This window comes from Christiangramia sabulilitoris (genome assembly GCF_007050985.1).
Lineage (GTDB): Bacteria > Bacteroidota > Bacteroidia > Flavobacteriales > Flavobacteriaceae > Christiangramia > Christiangramia sabulilitoris.
In genome coordinates this window covers 999,056-1,017,168 of sequence record NZ_VHSF01000001.1, presented here as the reverse complement: position 1 = coordinate 1,017,168, position 18,113 = coordinate 999,056, and the positions used below count along the sequence as shown (strand labels likewise).

The following is an 18,113-nucleotide window of genomic DNA, read 5'->3' as shown; positions in this document are numbered from 1 at the left end:
AAGGCAATTTATATGACTACAAAATTGCCAGGAAAGAGAGGTTGAAATACAGCCTCTCTTTTTTTGGTTTCTTTTAAAAACTAATGATTCAAAGATTATTACCTTTGTTAAACTTTTTTAAAATTGATATATGTCTAAAGTTCTGGTCGTTGAGGATGATGTTGCCTTTGGAACCATGTTAAAAACCTTTCTGGAAAAACGGGATTATAAAGTATCCTTGGTTTATTCAGCTTCGGAAGCCTTCAAACAAATAAGTATAGATAAATTTGATCTGGTTCTCACAGATGTAAGATTACCAGATAATGATGGTCTTGAAATTTTGAAAAGCGTAAAGACCGAGAACCCGGCTACCCAGGTGATTGTAATGACCAGTTATGCAGAAATAAGTATGGCGGTAAACGCAATGAAAGAAGGGGCTTTTGATTATGTATCCAAACCTTTCAGGCCTGAGTCTATACTTCAAACTATAGAAAATGCACTTCATACCAATGAGGTGAGCCCGGTAGTAGAAAAAGCGAAACCGGCGAAGAAAAAGAAAGGTCCCTTAACTGAAAACAAGGATCTTGTTAAAGGAGTGAGTGAGCCTTCCAGAAGATTAAGCGATTATGTAGAGTTGGTTGCGCCAACAAATATGTCTGTCCTTATTACGGGCGAAAGCGGAACCGGGAAAGAGCAGATCGCTAAAAGTATCCATCTGCAAAGTAAAAGACATGCCGCCCCGTTTATTGCGGTAGATTGTGGAGCTATTCCTAAAGAGATCGCTTCCAGTGAATTTTTTGGACACCTTAAAGGGTCTTTCACCGGGGCAATCAATGATAAGACCGGCCATTTTGCAGCAGCAAACGGAGGCACCCTGTTCCTTGATGAAATAGGAAACCTAACTTATGAATTACAGGTTCAGTTATTAAGGGCTTTACAGGAAAGAAGGATTAAACCGGTAGGAAGTAACAATGAGATCGAGGTAGATATTCGGGTGGTCACGGCTACCAATGAGGATCTGACTGAAGCCGTAAAGGAAGGTGAATTTCGGGAAGACCTTTATCACAGATTAAACGAATTTTCTATTAAGGTTCCTGCTCTTAGGGAGAGAAAGGAAGATCTGATGCTCTTTGCCAACCAGTTTCTGGATGAGGCCAATGAGGATCTGGAAAAAAATATCGTGGGCTTTGCTGATGAAGCCATACACGCTTTCAAAAATTATAACTGGCCCGGTAACTTAAGGGAGCTTAAGAATATGGTGAAAAGGGCAGTTTTGCTTACCCAGGGTGATCTTATCCCGCTAAAAGTGTTGCCACATGAAATCGCTACGTCTACCCGGACCAATGAAAATGACTATGGGCTCTTCAAAAACAAGAATGAGGAACAATTGATTCTTGATGCCCTGGAGAAAACGGGTGGAAATAAAAGCAAAGCTGCAAGAATGCTTTCTATAGATAGAAAGACACTTTACAATAAACTAAAACAGTACGGTATTAAACTGTAATATTTGGATCCAGGCTCGCCATCAAATGTTTGATCTTACTTTCAAAATTATCAAACTGCTGCGGGCTCACTTCTTCTCTGGATTCCAATTTCATGAGGACTAAAATAATCTCATTCGCCTTCATTTGCCGGAGCATAGGTAACATTCTGTGGGCCAGTTTACCCATTTGATCCTGGTCATTTTTATGGTAAGCAGATTTTAAATCTTCCAGACTCTGTCTTGCACCTTCCACAAAAGCCTGTATGATCGTTTGCATGGCCTCCTCATCCCTGCCAGAGAATTCGTAAATATCGCTCAGGTCATAATGCTCTGCCTTGAGGTTTTCCGGGTTTAGTATTTCAGTATTTTCTTCCGGGGTGATCTCCAGATTAAGTAAGTCGGCAATAATTTGCTTTAATTCATCAGGTTTGTAAGGCTTCGATAGTTTATTGTCAAAACCTGCCTTAAAATAAACTCCTTTATCAATATCTGTTCGTCCCGAAAGTGCGATCACAGGGATATCGCTAAATTTTTCATGATTTCGAACAGCGTCAATAAATTGAAAGCCATCCATGATGGGCATTTGAATGTCGGTTAGAATAATATCATGATCTCCAGATTCTAGTTTCTCCAGTCCGTTTTTGCCATTTTCAGCAGTGTCTATTCGAAATCCCATGGATCTGGCGACTTCAACGGTAAGAGATAGTTGTCCCTGTTCGTCATCGATGATCAAAGCACTGAGGCCCGTGGCATCGATTTTTTCAACCGGCACATTCTCTTCCTCTTCACTTTCACGTTCGGGTTCTTCCCTGGTTTCAGAAAGTTTTTTCACAGGGATTAGGATTGTAAATTCACTACCTTTTCCCTGTTCGCTTTCCAGTTCTATCTCGCCTTCCAAAAGCTGGGTGAGTCTTTTAGTGATGGCAAGACCAAGTCCAGAACCGCCAAAACGTTTTTCGATACTGCTGTCCTCCTGGGAAAATTCTTCAAAAATACTTTCCTGCATCGCTTTGGAAATCCCTATACCTGAATCCTTAACCCTTATTTCCAGAATATGATCCCCGGTGTCCCGAGTTTTAAGCGCAGCTGCAATAACGATCTCTCCTTTTTCTGTGAATTTCCAGGCATTAGAAATAAGGTTTGCCAGGATCTGCTTTATCCTGAATGGGTCACTCTGGATCTGTACATTGGTCTCTTCTGAAGCCTTAATGATGATATCGACCTTCTTGTTCTTTTCTGCCGGGATGACGTTATTTACCGTGTCGTAGATAAGTTTTTTAGGGTTAAAAGAGATCTTTTCAATAAGCATTTTTCCTGCCTCTAGCTTTGAAAGGTCCAGAAGGTCATTCACCAGCCTTAAGATAAATTCTGAAGACTTCTTGATCTGGGTGAGATAATGCTTTTGTTTTTCGTTCAGGTCGGTTTTCTGAATGAGATCTGTATAACCCATAACCGTGGTAAGAGGGCTGCGCAGATCATGGGTGATCGCTGCCATAAATTGCTCTCGGCTGGCCAGCAGGGATTCAGCAAAATCCTTTGCTTCTTCAAGTTCTGCCCGGTAGCGCTGGCTCTGGGTTACATCACCAATAATGTTGATAATGAAATAAATAATTATAAGCAGGATAATGCAACTTCCAAGGATGATGATATTGGAAGTCTTATTCAGCATATTCTGAAATACTTCCGCTCTTTCGACTGTATTTTCTCTTTCTTTCTTTTCCAGCCCGGCCAGTAAACTTTGCAGCTGCTGGTTAAGAATTAAATCGTTATTGAGTAATTCATTCTCTTTTTGCACAACCTCATTTTGAAATTGTCTGTTCGCAAATTCAAGATCTGTTAAAACCCTTTTTACAGATTTCACCACAGAATCCAACCTCTCGGTTGTAATTCTCTCGGCATTATCTTCTCTGGAGTATTCCAGCCATTTTACCAAGATATCCTTTTGGTATGGCTTTAAATTCCGGAACCTGTTCTCATAGTTATAATCTTTGAAAGAGGCATCTATATTTCTAAGTTCCCTTAATGCTTTGGAATAATAATTTGTATTCCTGTCTGTATCCCGAAGCGCTACCAGCTCCTTTAAGTTTTCAGTCTTTTTGTCCAGTAGTTTATTGATACTGTCGGTTTCCTTCTCCAGGTCTAAATTGCCATAAGTCTGCTGCAGCTTGTGAAGCTTAGCCTTAATGCTGTCTATTTGGGAATTATAAAGAGCGAGATCTTCTTCTTCACCAGATTGTATGAGCCTTCTACTGGTATTCTCAGACTCATTAAGATTAGTACTTATCTCACTTACGAGAATAAGCTGCTGATTATTTTCTGTATTGGACTGGGCGATCTCAGAGTAGGATAGCACCTGGTTGTAGACATACCAGACGGCTAAGCCGGCCAGGATTGCCACAATAACGTATCCGGTTACGATCTTTACGGTGATGGAGCGTTTGGCGCTAAACATTACTATGGTTTTATCTAAAATTAAGCCAATTCTGTCAAATCTCCTCAAATGTATTGTATTTCTGAAAAAGCGTATTACTTTTGCCGCACAATCTCATAAGGGGTGCCGCAAATTGTGGCTGAGATCATACCCAATGAACCTGGGCAGGTAATGCTGCCAAGGGAATTGCGCAAACTGCGCGGTGTATGCACTCCTGATCCTGTCTTTTGGCGGTATCAGGATTTTTATTTTTAAACCATTTTTAAAAGAATAATCGCCCCTTTTATTCGTGAAATTATTACGGATGAAAAACGTATTTTTTATTGTTGGCCTGTTCTTGTTAGCCTTTCAGGTAAATGCCCAAAAATTTACAGTTTCAGGAAAGGTGACAGAGAATGGAGATCCTTTGCAGGAAGCTTCAATTTATGTAAAAAGTACCGGGAAGGGTACCCTGGCAGATAAAAACGGGGAATATCAACTAACCCTGGATCAGGGAACTTATACCCTGGTTTTTGCCTTTGGAAATCAAAAAAGCAAAAAGCTGGTTCTGGACTCAGATAAGGAATTGAATGTGGACCTTGGGGGTGCTCAGGAAACCCTTGATGAGGTTTTCCTTTCCTCAGTGCGGGTGACAGATAGATCACCAATTACTTACAGCAATTTGACCAACGAGGAAATCGAAGACCGAAATCTGGGTCAGGATATCCCCGTGCTTATGAATTATATGCCCAATGTGGTGACTACCACAGATGCCGGTAACGGGATAGGTTATACCGGAATACGCGTAAGAGGAAGTGATGCCACCAGGGTTAACGTCACCATTAACGGAATTCCTTATAATGATGCTGAGAGCCAGGGAACATTCTGGGTGAATCTGGGTGATTTTGCCTCATCTGTAGAAAACCTGCAGCTACAACGTGGGGTAGGAACCTCCACGAATGGAGCAGGAGCCTTCGGGGCAAGTTTAAATATACTCACAGATTCTTATAAGGAAAAAGCGCAGGCTGAGGTTGCAAATAGTGTAGGATCGTTCAATACGTTTAAACATACCGTGAAATTCAGCACTGGACTTATCAATGACCACTTCTCTTTTGGAGGGAGAACTTCAAAGATCAGGAGTGATGGATATATCGACCGGGCATCCAGTGATCTTAAATCCTATTTCCTGCAGGGAGCCTATGTAGATGATAATACACTTATCAAAGCCGTTACTTTCGGCGGCGAAGAGAGAACATACCAGGCCTGGTATGGCATAGACGGTGAAACCCTGGAGAATGACCGTACCTTTAATCCGGCGGGAATATATACAGATGAGAATGGGAATACCCGTTTTTACGAAAATCAAACAGATAATTACAAACAGGACCATTATCAATTACTGTGGAACCAGGATTATAATGCTCATTGGTCATCTAATCTAGCCCTGCATTATACCTACGGAAGAGGTTTTTATGAAGAATATGAAGAAGACGCGGAGCTTTCAGAATTCGGTCTGCAGCCTTTTACTGCCAATGGAGGAGAAGTGACTTCCTCAGATCTGGTAGGAACTAAATGGCTGGACAACCATTTCTACGGAACGGTCTTTAGTCTGAACTACGAGGATGCTAAATGGAATGTAACCCTTGGTGGAGGATGGAACAAATACGAGGGGGATCATTTTGGGGAAGTGATCTATACCAGGTTTGCTGCAAATAATGATCCTTACGATCCTTATTATTTCAACCAGGCAGATAAAACCGATTTTAATATCTATGCTAAGGCTAATTTCGCCATTACTGAAAAACTTGCCGGTTATGCTGATCTTCAGCTAAGAACCGTGAATTACGAAACCAAAGGTGTACTGGATGATCAGTCAGAATTTTTGAATAATGATAACTTCAGCTTTTTTAATCCAAAAGCCGGGCTTACCTACGAATTAAATTCTTCAGATCAATTTTATCTTTCTTATGCCCGCGCGCACAGAGAACCAAGCCGTAACGATTATGAAAATGGAGATCCGGAACCGGAAGAACTGAACGATTTTGAATTGGGATGGAGACATTCTTCAAGTCGTTTTCAGGTAAATGCGAACCTGTACTACATGGATTATCAAAATCAATTAGTCCTTACTGGTGGAATTGACGATGTTGGTGCATTTGTCCGTCAGAACAGCGGGAACAGTCACCGCCTGGGGCTGGAGATAGATGCAACAGTTAGATTGTTAAATAAGCTCAGCATAAGACCAAATATTGCTTTAAGCAGAAACAAGAATGTAGATTTTGTTTCTCCCTTTAACGGAGAGCTGGTTAGCTATGGAGATACAGATATATCGTATTCACCGGAGATCGTCGCTGGTAACATTATCAACTTTACCCCAATAACCGGACTGGAGCTAAAACTGCTTACGAAATATGTTGGAGAGCAGTTCATGAGTAATGTTGAAGCAGAAAACTCCAGGCTGGAGAGCTATTTTGTGAACGATTTCAATATTCAGTATAGCTGGGATCAACCCTGGATTTTCCGGGAAGTGGTGGTAACCGGTCTGGTGAACAATATTTTCAATGAAAAATATGTCTCTAACGGATATTACTACACCTTCGATATACCTGATACCGGGAATGCTTCAGGAGTACAGACTTTAGATGGCGCAGGTTATTACCCGCAGGCTACTACTAATTTTTTGCTGGGACTATCGCTTAAGTTTTAAGAGGTTTAAGTTGTTTTGGCAGCCTCCTTTCGATCTCGTTGGGGTATTTCGGGGGGAGGTTTTTTTAATTAAAAACATCCAGGACGTTTCCTGAACGTCTAACCTGGTAAGGTCGCATGGTATACTGGCCATCGCCTTCAGAAAGTTCACCGGTAATAATATTGTATTTATTGTCATCACAGCCACAACTGGCAATAACTCCATTTACGGTCATTCCTGAACAGCTGCTTGGCGGATGATTGGGATCGCTGAGTTCAAAGGCTACATATTGTGAATTATTGATGTTGTAAATAACGACACCCCTTACTCCGTAATTGTAAGTAGCAAATGAGTTTCCGGGGAATTGAAGATCATTATATTCCGGGAAGTTCAGGTTTAACTGGAACCGGAAATTTACATTCGGCAAATTGGGATTATTCCTGATATTATCATCAGATCCGGAGCAGGCTGCAAGCAACATGAAAACGGGGATTAAGAGCAGTATTTTTTTCATAAAAAATTGAGTTACAGCGAAAATAATATAATTGTACCGAAAGATTAAATTTCTTACATTTGTTTAAAGAAATCCCGCTAATAATGGGATTTTTTCAGTTAATGATACAATAGTTTGATCCCGGAAAGCTAAAAACTTATAGAACCGGGCAATCCCGCATCCAGGGATTCAATTTATTACTAAAATCATTATAAGGTATGTTTTCCGGTTTATGGAGTAGTATCCAGACCGCGATTATTTAAACGATAAAGTTATGAGCAAAGTATCTTATTATACCCCAGAGGGGTTAAAAAAGCTTAAGGACGAGCTTAATCAACTCAAAGATGTTGAAAGACCTAAGGCTTCTCAGGCTATTGCTGAAGCCCGCGATAAAGGAGATCTAAGTGAAAATGCAGAATATGACGCAGCGAAAGAAGCCCAGGGTTTACTTGAGTTGAAAATATCTAAATTGGAAGAAGTAGTGGCAAATGCCAGGGTTATCGATGAATCCCAATTAGATACCTCCAAGGTACTGGTGCATTCTCATGTGAAGATCAAAAATAAAACCAACGGAGCTGAGATGACCTATAAGCTGGTGGCACAAAGTGAAGCAGATCTAAAGGCAGGAAAGATCTCTGTAGATTCACCTATAGGGAAAGGCCTTCTTGGTAAAGAGGTAGGAGATACTGCCGAAATAGAGGTACCTAATGGAACGGTTTCATTTGAGGTGATAGAGATCTGGAGGGAATAATAAATAGTCCATTTCAGTTAAAATTTAATCCTTTTCTTTCTTCTGTAATTTCGGATTTGAGAAAAGGATTTTTTATTTTTATGAAAAACCAACCTAATCATGTCAACATTATTTTCAAAGATCATAAAAGGAGAAGTGCCTGCTTACAAAGTAGCTGAAAACAGCCAGTTTTTAGCTTTTTTAGATATCAGGCCTAATGCAAAAGGGCACGTGCTGTGTATTCCTAAAAAAGAAGTTGATAAGATCTGGGATCTGGAAGAAGGAATGTACCAGGAATTAATGCGCTTTGTAAGAAGGGTTTCCATTGCCCTTGAAAAGACAGTTTCCTGTAAAAGGGTGGGAATGGCTGTAGTAGGCCTGGAAGTACCACATACTCATGTGCACCTTATACCCTTAAACAGCATGAAGGATATGGATTTTTCGAATCATGTGGAAATGAGCGAGCAGGAGTTTAAAGATCTTGCTGAAGCCATAGGTAAAAATGTTGATCTCTAGGTAATTTGGAAGATTATAAATTAAGCCTGGAACTGCGCATCGACTGGGGTGACCTGGATATGTATGAGCATGTAAATAACGTATCCTATATGCAGTATCTGCAAAGCGGTAGGGTAAATTTCTGGGAAGCTACCGGAATTCATGAGTTTTATCGTGACTCCAGCCAGGGGACTATGCTGGTTTCCACTAAATGTGATTTTAAAAAATCTCTGCATTATCCCGGGGTCGCGATCGTAAAGACCAGGCTGGATTTTATAGGAAATAAAAGCTTCGGTTTAAAACATGTTATTCTCAACGCTCAGGATGAAATATGTGCTGAAGGTACAGATGTGGTAGTGTGTTATGACTTTGAGAAAAAAGAGACCTTTCGTGTACCGGATTGGATGAGAGAAAGAATTTCTGAATTTTAAATTTTCCTGAGACTTATCTGAAAGGTGGTGCCTTTATTGATCTCACTACGGGCGACCTTGATTTTTCCTTTATGATATTCTTCAATGATTCTTTTAGCCAGGGAAAGACCTAAACCCCAACCACGCTTTTTTGTAGTCTGCCCGGGTTCAAAAATTAGCCTGAATTTATTTTTATCGATACCTTTTCCAGTATCTGTAATGTAAATATGGGCATGTTTAATATCCTGCTTTATCTCCACGAGCAGATCTCCCTTGCCACGCATCGCATCAATTGCGTTTTTAACCAGATTTTCAATGGTCCAGCTATAAAGCTGTTCATTTAGCTGTACATAAATTGGCTGTCTGGGCGTTTTAATTTTAAAATCTATTAGGCTGGAACTTCTGGTTTTTAAATAATTAAAACTTTCTCTCGTGGCAGCAACTATATCGGTCTTTTGTAAATTGGGAGAAGAACCTATCTTGGAAAATCTTTCTGTAATAGTCCGGAGCCGGTCGATATCCTTTTCCATTTCTACCACATATGAAGGGTCAACGTTTTCAGACTTTAAAATTTCGGTCCATCCTATTAGTGAGCTTAGGGGAGTTCCTATCTGGTGCGCCGTTTCTTTTGCCATTCCAGCCCATAGTTTGTTCTGCTCACTACTTTTCGTGGTCGTATAAAAGAAATAAACCACCCCGATAAATAAAAAGCCGATGAGGGTGAGGCCAATTGGGTAATATTTTAGTTTGTTCAGTGCCGGGGAATTTCCATAATATAAGTACTGGATCTGATTATCTCCCAGGTCCACAGCGATAGGTTCGTTCTCTTCCTTTAAATCCTCCAGATAATCCTTAATGCGTTCAGGATCTTCCTGAATGGCAGGATCCAGGTTGGTGGTGTAAACGATTTCACCATTCTCATTGGTATGAATAATGGGAATAGAGGTGTTGTTGTTTAAAATTTCAAGAATTAGGCTGAGATCGGCATCTTCCGGGGCGTTGCTGAGTTCTTCCTGTGCCTGTGCCCAGATATTCATCTTTGCCCTTTCGTCCTCTTTTAGACGCTGAAAGAATATACTGGTATTCCAGAGCACCAGGATTATGACCACAAGACAGGAAATTATGATAAACCAGCGGTTAAAGCTGCGTTCGTCGGGTAGATTCATGTATGTTTCCGGCTTTTTAGTAAAAATAAATATAAGCGTTTTAAAACTATTTTTATTGTAAAGCATTGCTTTTCATTCCCTGCCCGATTCTTTATCTTTGGCAAAAATTAAACTATGTTCAGTCTGGAACCTAAAGATGTAAGTGTGGGTAAACTGCATCAGTATTTACTGGGGGCTATTGGTCCAAGGCCTATTGCTTTTGCCAGTACGATAGATGAAGATGGAAAACCCAACCTTTCTCCTTTTAGTTTTTTCAACGTGTTTGGTGCTAACCCGCCGGTTTTGATCTTTTCTCCTGCGAGAAGAGGAAGGGATAATACCACGAAGCATACTTTTGAAAATGCCAGGAAGGTAGATGAGGTAGTGATCAATATCGTGAATTATGATATAGTCCAACAAATGTCGCTTTCCAGTACTGAATATGCTGAAGGAGTGAACGAGTTTGATAAGGCTGGTCTCACCATGCTGAAAGCTGATCTGGTAAAGCCTTTTCGCGTAGCCGAAGCTCCGGTGCAATTTGAATGTAAGATTGTAGATATCATTGAAACCGGGACTGAAGGTGGCGCCGGGAATCTAGTTATCTGTCATGTGGTGAAAATGCATATCAAAGAGGAAATACTCGATGAAGATGGGTATATAGACCAGTATAAAATAGACCAGGTAGCCCGTATGGGTGGTAACTGGTATACGAGGGCCAGAACCGGAATGTTCGAAGTTCCAAAACCTTTGTCAACTCTTGGGATTGGCGTGGATGCCATGCCTGAGGATGTTAGAACAAGTAAGGTTTTAACGGGGAATGATCTTGGAAAATTGGGGAATGTAGAGTCTTTGCCTGAAAACGGGGAGATAGAAGCCTTTCTTAATTCGAATTCAGAAGAGGCCGAACTTGTAAAAAGCGGCGATAAAGAAAAAATTCATAAACATGCGCAGCGATATCTCGAGAAAGATGAGCCGGAAAATGCGTGGAAAATATTATTAGCAAAATAAGGAAAAAATGGAAGTACAGGGAAAGATTAAATTAATTGGTGATACCAAGACCTTTGGAAGCAATGGTTTTCAAAAAAGAGAAATGGTCGTAACTACAGAGGAGCAGTATCCTCAACATATTATGATCGAATTCGTACAGGACAAATGCAGTCTTTTAGATGCATTTCAGGTAGGACAGCCGGTAAAGGTTGGAATTAACCTTAGAGGCCGCGAATGGGTTAGCCCACAGGGAGAGACTAAGTATTTTAACTCTGTACAGGGATGGAGAATTGAGAACCTGGCCGCACAGCAGCCTTCAGGAGGTTCTAATGTACCGCCACCAGACCAGTTTGAACCCGCTAGCGATCTAAATGAAGAAGATTATGACGATCTTCCTTTCTAGTTTTTGTCATGTTGAACTTGTTTCAGCATCTCTCGAGACCGAAGCTAGTTCAGGGTGACGTAAGTTAGGTTGCGAATATTCGAATAAAAAACTAAAGTCCGGTTAGATTTTTTGCCGGACTTTTTTAATTTCAGAAGATAAAATTTCAGCGATTGTACTTTATTGAGAAACAACAGGAATTCCCACCGGTAGACTTTGCAGATGTTGACGGATTGCTGGCAGTTAGCCGTGACCTGAGTCCAGAGAGACTTAAAGAGGCCTATTACAAAGGAATTTTTCCCTGGTATAATGAAGGTCAGCCTGTACTATGGTGGTCTCCAGATCCCAGGATGGTCCTGTTTCCTGAAAATTTAAAGATCGCTAAAAGCATGAGACCTTTTTTAAATCAGGATAAATTCCAGGTGACCTTTAACCAGGAATTTGAAAAGGTGATAGAGAATTGCGGAAATGTAGATAGGAAAGGCCAGGAAGGAACCTGGATCACCCGGGAGATAAAAGAGAATTATCTTCAGCTTCACCATGAAGGAATTGCTATTTCTACAGAGGTCTGGGATAAAACGAAATTGGTTGGAGGCTTATATGGAATATATTTAAGGGACAAGAAAGTGTTCTGCGGAGAAAGCATGTTTGCGAAAGCCAGCAATGCTTCTAAATTTGGTTTAATAAAGCTGGTACAAAAGCTAAAAGATGAAGGTATAAAATTGATCGATTGCCAGAGCTATACCAGTCACCTAAAGAGTCTGGGAGCAGAAGAGATCCCGAGATCTGAATTTCTGGAATATCTTAAATAGAAACCTGCTCTCCTATTTTTTTTATTTCAGCATATCTGAAACAACTTAGCTCATGGTCGTTTACCATTCCCGTTGCCTGCATATGGGCATAAATGACAGTAGAGCCCACGAATTTAAAACCTCTTTTCTTAAGGTCTTTGCTTAGCTTATCGCTAATCTCTGTAGTTGCAGGTGCTTTTCTATAATCCTCGATTTCATTTTGAATAGGCTTGCCATCCACAAATTGCCAGATATATTTACTAAAACTTCCAAATTCGTCCTGGATCTTCATGAATTCTTGGGCATTCGTAACCGTCGCTCTGATTTTCATCTGGTTCCTGATGATGCCGGAATTCTGCATTAATTCGGTGATCCTGGCTTCTTTGTATTGTGCGATCTTTCTGTAGTCGAAATTATCAAAGGCCTGTCTGAAATTGTTTCTTTTTCTAAGCACGGTGATCCAGCTAAGCCCGGCCTGAAAAGTTTCAAGCGTAAGAAATTCAAAAAGTGTTTCGTCGTCCAGTACCGGAACGCCCCATTCCTTATCGTGATATGCTTCGTATAAGGCATCCCCTTCGCACCAGCCGCAACGTTTGATCTCTGCCATGATTCCTAAGATCTGAAATGATAAGTGATCGTTCCCGGTTGAGAATTTCTGCCGGCGAGTTTACTGAACTTTGCTCCTGCTGAATATTCCAGGGCGCGATCTGTTAGACATTCGTTGGTAGTGGTGGAACTTCCTTTGTTCACAGAGCTATCCACAACATACCCATTTGCATCTACGGTAATATTAATAACCACCTTTCCAGCTGTATCACAGGTATAAACAGGATTCGGAATTTGAACCGCCCGCCTTCCTTTTAGAGAGAAGGAAATAGAGCTATAGTCATAAGCAGCAGATCTCTGGGAAGCCTCTTTTGCGGAATCATCGCCATCTGAACGATTTTTCTTTTCCTCAGAATTCTTTCTGTTTAAAGCGTAATTGCCTTCTGAACCTTCTGTATCTTCATTATCTGCCTGTTCCTGACTGGCGCTGTTCTTGTTAAATATCTCGTCAAGTTTATTTTTGAAATCTGCTTCCCGGGTTTCTTTGTCCTGGTTGAAAGCCTGGTGGGTTTGCACGTCCCGGCGGTTTCTCCTTGGAGTTTCCTGTTGCTTTTTTGGTTCTTCAGCTTTTTTTTCTTCGACCCGGTATTGCTCAAGATCTACCAGCATCTCTGCAGTCTCCTGATTACCGTTGGCAAGCTTGAAATTATACAAGGCCAGCATCAGGACCGCAAAGGATAGGGTGGTAAGGATAAGCGCTTTATGCTTATCAAAAAATTTATCGAAAAAATTCATATCTAATTAACCGTCAGCCGACTTAAATATTCTCTTGTGAAGGTAGCAAATTTTCGAAAGATTCGATATCCATCGCTTTTTCTACAGAATATTCTCCAATTCCGGTACGTCTTAATTCTGAAAGATGCGCGCCGCTATTCAGGGCCTGCCCGTATTCATGAGCTAGACTTCTTATATAAGTTCCCTTGCTGCAAACTACTCTGAAATGAACTTTCGGAAATTCTTCCGTATCGATCTCGAATTCAGAAATTTCAACCTTCCTTGACTTTACTTCAACTTCCTTGCCTTCTCTGGCATATTCGTAAAGTCTTTTTCCGTCTTTCTTTAAAGCTGAGAAAACCGGGGGGGTCTGGTCAATTTCGCCAAGAAATTTTTTTGTGGTTTCCTGAAGAAGTTCTTCAGTTATATGATCTGTGGGGAATTTTTCGTCAATTTCGGTCTCCAGGTCAAAAGATGGGGTAGTGCTACCTATGGTAAAAGTACCCGTATACTCTTTGATCTGTCCCTGTAGATCAGGTATAGTTTTAGTGAATTTCCCGGTGCAGATGATCAAAAGTCCTGTTGCCAGGGGATCTAAAGTTCCCGCATGGCCAACTTTGATCTTTTTGATCTTGCAGCTTTTTCTAATAAGCCATCTCACTTTGTTCACCAATTGAAATGATGTCCAGTTCAAAGGTTTATCAAAAAGAAGTACCTGGCCTGTTTTGAATTCTTCGGGAGTAAATTCGTTATTGCGCATATGCAAAAGTAATAGCCGCAAGTCCCACCACAAAGCAATAGACAGCAAACCATGAAAGTTTACTTTTCTTAACCAGCGCGATCATCCAGGTGCAGGCAACCAGGCCGGCAATAAATGCTGCAACAAAACCTACTGCCAGAATAGAAAAATCTGCAGTGCTTTCCATTAGTTCTCCGCTTAAGAGATCTTTAGCGATCTTTCCGAAAATCAAAGGCACGACCATTAAGAAAGAGAATCTCGCAGCTTTGGTCTTATCATTTCCTAATAGAACGGAAGTTGATATGGTAGCTCCACTTCTTGAAATCCCAGGAAGCATGGCTATCGCCTGGGAAATCCCGATAACGAACGCGTTGCTGTAACTTACCTTTTTTCCAGTATTTTTTGCTTTATCGGCCAGCCAGAGCAGTAAGGCTGTAATTAGAAGCATAAACCCAACGAAAAGAATATTTCCACCAAATAATGCTTCGAGTTGTTCTTCAAAAAGCAATCCTACAAGGACTGCGGGAATCATTGAAACTATGATCTTTAATGAGAACTGCGTCTCTTCATTCCATTTAAAACTTAGTAAACCTCCTATGATCTCAAAAACATCTTTTCTGAAAACAACAAGCGTACTCAAAGCTGTGGCAAAATGAAGTACTACGGTAAATAGCAGAGACTCTTCAGGTACACTGGTATCTCCTAAAATAGCTTTTCCTAATTCTAAATGACCACTGGAAGAAACTGGTAAAAATTCGGTAAGTCCCTGGATGATACCAAGGATCACGGCGTCTAATACGTCCAAACTTATTATTTTTTATGGGGATTCAACAATATGGCATATACTTCTATCGCAAAGCCAATCAGCACCAAAGCGGGTGCAAGTCGAATTCTTTGAAAGTTATAGATAGCTTCATTAAATTCATTTGGATCTTCGCTGCCACCGCCAGACATCAAAATAAATCCCAGAACGATCACGCCAATTCCAATAAACATGAAGGTGTAGTTCCTCTTCCCGAAAACAAACCCTGTGTTGAAGCTTCCTTTTATTTTATTCTTTTCATTCATCTTTAAATCTTTTTCCCACGAATGCACTAATGAATTACAAAACTATTCTTTGATGCATTAATTTATCGGGTTCAAAATTAACCAATATTGCCAATTTATTCCCCGAAACCTTAAGATAATTAATGCATTGAGCGATATGGCGATCATTAAGAGTTGCTACAGATTTTATTTCCAGAATTATCTTATCGTAGATCACGAAATCTGCCACATATTGGTGAGGCAGAACCACCTCTTTATAGTTTACCTGATACCTTTTTTCTCTTTCAAAAGGAATGTTTCTGGCTTTCAATTCATATTCTATAGCATCAGAATACACTGCCTCTAGAAAACCTCCCCCTAATTCATTATGCACATCAAATAAAACACCTATTAACTCATAACTTTCCTGTTTATAGGTGAGATTTGCCATATTTGAAGTTCTATCTTTATTTTTTCTTTCACGAATGCTCTTATGAATTCCAACTGGCTATAAAGACTTCTTTACCTTCCTTCAATTCGTTCTGGAAAAAAAAATTATTCGTGCATTAGTGGCTGGGAACAATTACTAATAGTATAACTCATCTGTTTTCAGATTTAGAAAACGCGAGGTCGCAAAATACGTACTTATCCATGTAATTACAATTCCCATCAAGAAAATCCCTGAGAATAGAATGAACAGCATTTTAATATCACCTAAAAGATTGAGCTCGGTAAAACTATTATTTAGATAATAAAGTACTGCAGCCATCCCAATGAGTGCCAGAATAGCACCTATTAATCCAAGTTTTACGCTCTGCCAGATAAAAGGCCTTCTAATAAAGCCTTTGGTGGCACCCACCATCTGCATCGTCTTAATGATAAATCTCTTTGAATATACTGCCAGTCTAATGCTGCTATTGATAAGTAATACTGCGATAAATGTGAAAACAGAGCTCGCGATCAATACCCAGAAACTAATTTTTTTAACGTTGTCGTTAAGCAATGCGATAAGAGGTTTGTCATAAACGACCTCGTCTACAAAATTCTTGGAAGTAAGATCATCAGCAATTTTGTCCACCTGTTCCGAGGAAACAAAATCTGCGTTCATATATACGTCGATGGAATTCTGAAGTGGGTTATATCCCAGGAATTCCATAAAATCTTCACCTATCTCTTCACTATGTGCTTCTGCGGCTTCCTCTTTCGAAACAAAAGTTGTAGACTTGGTATAGTCTGCCATAGCCAGGCTTTTCTTCAACTGCTCGATCTCAACTTCTTTCGCATTATCCTTCAGATATACCGTAAGGGCGATCTGCTCCTTAAAATGATCGGCTACCTTTTTAGTATTTAAAACCAGAAGGCCAAGCATTCCTAAAAGGAATAATACCAGGGAAATACTGATAACTACTGAAAAATAGGAAGATATGAGTCGGCGTTTCTGATACCTTTCAAAAGATGTGGTCATAGAGTGACTTCAGATTTTTTGTAAAAATAAGAAAGTTAAGTTTTCCTAATCTTTAAAACGTTTAAACTTTTGAAAATATTGGGACTATCCTAATTAAGTTATTGAACTATTGGTTTGGTACGTAATGCTGTCCCGATACATTGGAATCGTTTTAGCATCTCCAGAGACCCTAAAATAAATTCAGGGTGACCTCGAAGATTAAGTAGTCATGCTGAGCGCAGTCGAAGCATGGTTTTGAATAACACATTTTAAGTGCGCTCAATGTGACATGTTTATTGTCATTCCGAGCGGAGTCGAGGAATCTCTTAAGGTCAGATTTCTCAGTCATTTCACTTCTTCAAAATGACATTTCACATTCATTCCTCGTCATGCTGTCCCGATACTTCGGGATTGTTTCAGCATCTCATTAGCCCCTAAATCCCTCGAAGCATCATGGCAGGTTGACGTTTTGGTCTGCTGAGCCTGTCGAAGCATGGTTCTGTATAATACATTTCGACTGCGCTCAATGTGACATGTGTTTTGTCATTCCGAGCGCAGTCGAGGAATCTATTTAGACCCTGAAACTCCCGAAGCATCAGGACAGGGTTACGTTCGATTTAAGTTTCCTAAATTTGAGAAAATTCAGTTTATGGAAATTTTGGTTTATGGAATTGGCGGCGTTGGAGGCTATTTTGGTGGAAAGCTCGCTAATGCAGGTTTTAATGTAAGTATGATTGCCAGAGGGGAGCACCTTAAAGCGATACAAAAACACGGACTCGAGGTGGAAAGCATCAAAGGGAATTTTAAAGTGAAACCAAAGATGGCTACTTCAGATGTCTCTGAAGTTTCAAAACCAGACCTTATAATTCTTGGGATAAAATCCTGGCAGATCCCGGCGGTAGCGGCAAAATTAAAACCCATAATTGGAGAAAATACCATCGTTCTTCCTTTGCAAAACGGAGCCGATAACTACGAAAAACTAATAGAGATCCTTCCAAGGGAAAATGTGCTGGCAGGGCTTTGTTTTATTGTAAGTTTTTTAGAAGAACCGGGTAAAATAAAACATGCTTCCTATGAGCCGAAGATCGTTTTTGGGGAGGCAGATAATTCTCAATCAGACAGGGTTTTGAAAATTGGCGATATGCTCGATGAAGCGGGAATAGAAAATAATATTCCGGAAAATATCCAGTTAGAGATCTGGAAAAAGTTCCTGTTTATCTGTACCGTCAGTGGAATCGGTGGGCTTACGAGGGTGCCGATAGATAAGATCAGAGATAGTAAATATCTCAACGAAATGATGAGAAATTCGGCCAAAGAAATCATTGAAGTTGGAAAGGCTAAAGGAGTTCACTTAACCGCGAAGCACCTGGAAATGGTCTTTGAGATCATAAATTCCCAACCTGAGGGTACCACCGCTTCTACCCAGCGAGATATTATGAATGGCAAACCTTCAGAACTGGAGAATTTTAATGGCTTTATCGTAAAAGAGGGAGAAAGGCTAGGGTTTAAAACTCCCGTGAACAGGTATATCTATGAATGCCTGAAACCTATGGAGGAAGAAGCGAGAAAAAGCCGGGAATAGAACTTTCAATC

Annotated in this window: 19 protein-coding genes; 9 read left to right on the top strand and 10 right to left on the bottom strand. The window is 40.3% G+C overall.

From position 1 onward, the window contains the following. Nucleotides 1-130 precede the first annotated feature (130 nt). On the top strand, nt 131-1,483 hold the full coding sequence (locus FGM01_RS04630) for a sigma-54-dependent transcriptional regulator (RefSeq protein WP_143409953.1): 1,353 nt from the start codon (nt 131-133) through the stop codon (nt 1,481-1,483). Here FGM01_RS04630 and FGM01_RS04625 read toward each other — a convergent pair. Beyond that, nucleotides 1,473-3,914, bottom strand: coding sequence for an ATP-binding protein (locus tag FGM01_RS04625; protein ID WP_143409952.1), 2,442 nt, complete (start codon nt 3,912-3,914; stop codon nt 1,473-1,475). The two genes, FGM01_RS04630 and FGM01_RS04625, sit on opposite strands and share 11 nt — an antisense overlap. A 283-nt stretch (nt 3,915-4,197) precedes the next feature. On the opposite strand from FGM01_RS04625, the gene FGM01_RS04620 reads away from it, so the two are divergent. Beyond that, nucleotides 4,198-6,579 (top strand): TonB-dependent receptor, encoded by a 2,382-nt coding sequence (locus tag FGM01_RS04620; protein ID WP_143409951.1) that lies wholly within the window; start codon nt 4,198-4,200, stop codon nt 6,577-6,579. Nucleotides 6,580-6,643: 64 nt separating this feature from the next. On the opposite strand, the gene FGM01_RS04615 is transcribed toward FGM01_RS04620, so the two are convergent. Beyond that, nucleotides 6,644-7,072: a Rieske (2Fe-2S) protein gene (locus FGM01_RS04615; protein WP_143409950.1), complete on the bottom strand. Its 429-nt coding sequence runs from the start codon at nt 7,070-7,072 to the stop codon at nt 6,644-6,646. Nucleotides 7,073-7,325: 253 nt separating this feature from the next. Here FGM01_RS04615 and greA point away from each other — a divergent pair, with 253 nt between their 5' ends. The 3 genes from greA to FGM01_RS04600 all read left to right on the top strand — a co-directional run bounded on the left by greA (nt 7,326) and on the right by FGM01_RS04600 (nt 8,707). Continuing rightward, a complete protein-coding gene (gene greA, locus FGM01_RS04610; protein ID WP_143409949.1) occupies nt 7,326-7,802 on the top strand; it encodes a transcription elongation factor GreA in 477 nt (158 codons plus the stop codon). Nucleotides 7,803-7,901: 99 nt separating this feature from the next. Next, nucleotides 7,902-8,297: an HIT family protein gene (locus FGM01_RS04605; protein WP_143409948.1), complete on the top strand. Its 396-nt coding sequence runs from the start codon at nt 7,902-7,904 to the stop codon at nt 8,295-8,297. 5 nt (nt 8,298-8,302) lie between these two features. After that, nucleotides 8,303-8,707 (top strand): acyl-CoA thioesterase, encoded by a 405-nt coding sequence (locus FGM01_RS04600; protein WP_143409947.1) that lies wholly within the window; start codon nt 8,303-8,305, stop codon nt 8,705-8,707. On the opposite strand, the gene FGM01_RS04595 is transcribed toward FGM01_RS04600, so the two are convergent. After that, nucleotides 8,704-9,852: a sensor histidine kinase gene (locus FGM01_RS04595; RefSeq protein ID WP_143409946.1), complete on the bottom strand. Its 1,149-nt coding sequence runs from the start codon at nt 9,850-9,852 to the stop codon at nt 8,704-8,706. The genes FGM01_RS04600 and FGM01_RS04595 overlap by 4 nt on opposite strands. Nucleotides 9,853-9,966: 114 nt before the next feature. On the opposite strand from FGM01_RS04595, the gene FGM01_RS04590 reads away from it, so the two are divergent. The 3 genes from FGM01_RS04590 (at nt 9,967) to aat (ending at nt 12,012) form a co-directional block, all read left to right on the top strand. Beyond that, on the top strand, nt 9,967-10,839 hold the full coding sequence (locus tag FGM01_RS04590; protein WP_143409945.1) for a flavin reductase family protein: 873 nt from the start codon (nt 9,967-9,969) through the stop codon (nt 10,837-10,839). A 7-nt stretch (nt 10,840-10,846) separates the two neighbouring features. After that, nucleotides 10,847-11,221 (top strand): DUF3127 domain-containing protein, encoded by a 375-nt coding sequence (locus FGM01_RS04585; protein WP_143409944.1) that lies wholly within the window; start codon nt 10,847-10,849, stop codon nt 11,219-11,221. A gap of 152 nt (nt 11,222-11,373) precedes the next feature. Further along, nucleotides 11,374-12,012 carry a leucyl/phenylalanyl-tRNA--protein transferase gene (gene aat / locus FGM01_RS04580; RefSeq protein ID WP_143409943.1) on the top strand — a complete coding sequence of 213 codons (639 nt, stop codon included), beginning with the start codon at nt 11,374-11,376 and terminating at the stop codon, nt 12,010-12,012. On the opposite strand, the gene FGM01_RS04575 is transcribed toward aat, so the two are convergent. The 7 genes from FGM01_RS04575 to FGM01_RS04545 all read right to left on the bottom strand — a co-directional run bounded on the left by FGM01_RS04575 (nt 12,005) and on the right by FGM01_RS04545 (nt 16,541). Continuing rightward, nucleotides 12,005-12,598 carry a DNA-3-methyladenine glycosylase I gene (locus FGM01_RS04575; protein WP_143409942.1) on the bottom strand — a complete coding sequence of 198 codons (594 nt, stop codon included), beginning with the start codon at nt 12,596-12,598 and terminating at the stop codon, nt 12,005-12,007. The genes aat and FGM01_RS04575 overlap by 8 nt on opposite strands. Nucleotides 12,599-12,603: 5 nt before the next feature. Next, complete coding sequence (locus FGM01_RS04570) at nt 12,604-13,332, bottom strand: energy transducer TonB family protein (protein WP_143409941.1); 729 nt, start codon at nt 13,330-13,332, stop codon at nt 12,604-12,606. Between the two features lie 22 nt (nt 13,333-13,354). Continuing rightward, the gene (gene truB, locus FGM01_RS04565) at nt 13,355-14,071 is read right to left on the bottom strand and encodes a tRNA pseudouridine(55) synthase TruB (protein ID WP_143409940.1); all 717 of its coding nucleotides are present in this window, start codon (nt 14,069-14,071) and stop codon (nt 13,355-13,357) included. Next, on the bottom strand, nt 14,061-14,855 hold the full coding sequence (locus FGM01_RS04560; protein WP_143409939.1) for an undecaprenyl-diphosphate phosphatase: 795 nt from the start codon (nt 14,853-14,855) through the stop codon (nt 14,061-14,063). The genes truB and FGM01_RS04560 overlap by 11 nt, the downstream gene beginning before the upstream one ends. Nucleotides 14,856-14,860: 5 nt before the next feature. Next, nucleotides 14,861-15,118 carry a DUF3098 domain-containing protein gene (locus tag FGM01_RS04555; protein WP_143409938.1) on the bottom strand — a complete coding sequence of 86 codons (258 nt, stop codon included), beginning with the start codon at nt 15,116-15,118 and terminating at the stop codon, nt 14,861-14,863. 34 nt (nt 15,119-15,152) lie between these two features. Beyond that, nucleotides 15,153-15,527, bottom strand: a complete 375-nt coding sequence (locus FGM01_RS04550; protein WP_143409937.1) for a GxxExxY protein — start codon at nt 15,525-15,527, stop codon at nt 15,153-15,155. A 135-nt stretch (nt 15,528-15,662) separates the two neighbouring features. Continuing rightward, nucleotides 15,663-16,541, bottom strand: a complete 879-nt coding sequence (locus FGM01_RS04545; RefSeq protein WP_143409936.1) for a cell division protein FtsX — start codon at nt 16,539-16,541, stop codon at nt 15,663-15,665. A gap of 628 nt (nt 16,542-17,169) precedes the next feature. Between FGM01_RS04545 and FGM01_RS04540 the strand changes: the two genes are divergently transcribed. Continuing rightward, nucleotides 17,170-18,102, top strand: a complete 933-nt coding sequence (locus FGM01_RS04540; protein ID WP_143409935.1) for a ketopantoate reductase family protein — start codon at nt 17,170-17,172, stop codon at nt 18,100-18,102. Nucleotides 18,103-18,113: the final 11 nt, after the last annotated feature.

Bases quoted from the DNA above. Each gene is read 5' to 3' on its own strand.
- FGM01_RS04630 (WP_143409953.1), top strand. From the start codon at position 131: ATGTCTAAAGTTCTGGTCGTTGAGGATGATGTTGCCTTTGGAACCATG.
- FGM01_RS04625 (WP_143409952.1), bottom strand. From the start codon at position 3,914: ATGTTTAGCGCCAAACGCTCCATCACCGTAAAGATCGTAACCGGATAC.
- FGM01_RS04620 (WP_143409951.1), top strand. From the start codon at position 4,198: ATGAAAAACGTATTTTTTATTGTTGGCCTGTTCTTGTTAGCCTTTCAG.
- FGM01_RS04615 (WP_143409950.1), bottom strand. From the start codon at position 7,072: ATGAAAAAAATACTGCTCTTAATCCCCGTTTTCATGTTGCTTGCAGCC.
- greA (WP_143409949.1), top strand. From the start codon at position 7,326: ATGAGCAAAGTATCTTATTATACCCCAGAGGGGTTAAAAAAGCTTAAG.
- FGM01_RS04605 (WP_143409948.1), top strand. From the start codon at position 7,902: ATGTCAACATTATTTTCAAAGATCATAAAAGGAGAAGTGCCTGCTTAC.
- FGM01_RS04595 (WP_143409946.1), bottom strand. From the start codon at position 9,852: ATGAATCTACCCGACGAACGCAGCTTTAACCGCTGGTTTATCATAATT.
- FGM01_RS04590 (WP_143409945.1), top strand. From the start codon at position 9,967: ATGTTCAGTCTGGAACCTAAAGATGTAAGTGTGGGTAAACTGCATCAG.
- FGM01_RS04585 (WP_143409944.1), top strand. From the start codon at position 10,847: ATGGAAGTACAGGGAAAGATTAAATTAATTGGTGATACCAAGACCTTT.
- FGM01_RS04575 (WP_143409942.1), bottom strand. From the start codon at position 12,598: ATGGCAGAGATCAAACGTTGCGGCTGGTGCGAAGGGGATGCCTTATAC.
- FGM01_RS04570 (WP_143409941.1), bottom strand. From the start codon at position 13,332: ATGAATTTTTTCGATAAATTTTTTGATAAGCATAAAGCGCTTATCCTT.
- truB (WP_143409940.1), bottom strand. From the start codon at position 14,071: ATGCGCAATAACGAATTTACTCCCGAAGAATTCAAAACAGGCCAGGTA.
- FGM01_RS04555 (WP_143409938.1), bottom strand. From the start codon at position 15,118: ATGAATGAAAAGAATAAAATAAAAGGAAGCTTCAACACAGGGTTTGTT.
- FGM01_RS04550 (WP_143409937.1), bottom strand. From the start codon at position 15,527: ATGGCAAATCTCACCTATAAACAGGAAAGTTATGAGTTAATAGGTGTT.
- FGM01_RS04545 (WP_143409936.1), bottom strand. From the start codon at position 16,541: ATGACCACATCTTTTGAAAGGTATCAGAAACGCCGACTCATATCTTCC.
- FGM01_RS04540 (WP_143409935.1), top strand. From the start codon at position 17,170: ATGGAAATTTTGGTTTATGGAATTGGCGGCGTTGGAGGCTATTTTGGT.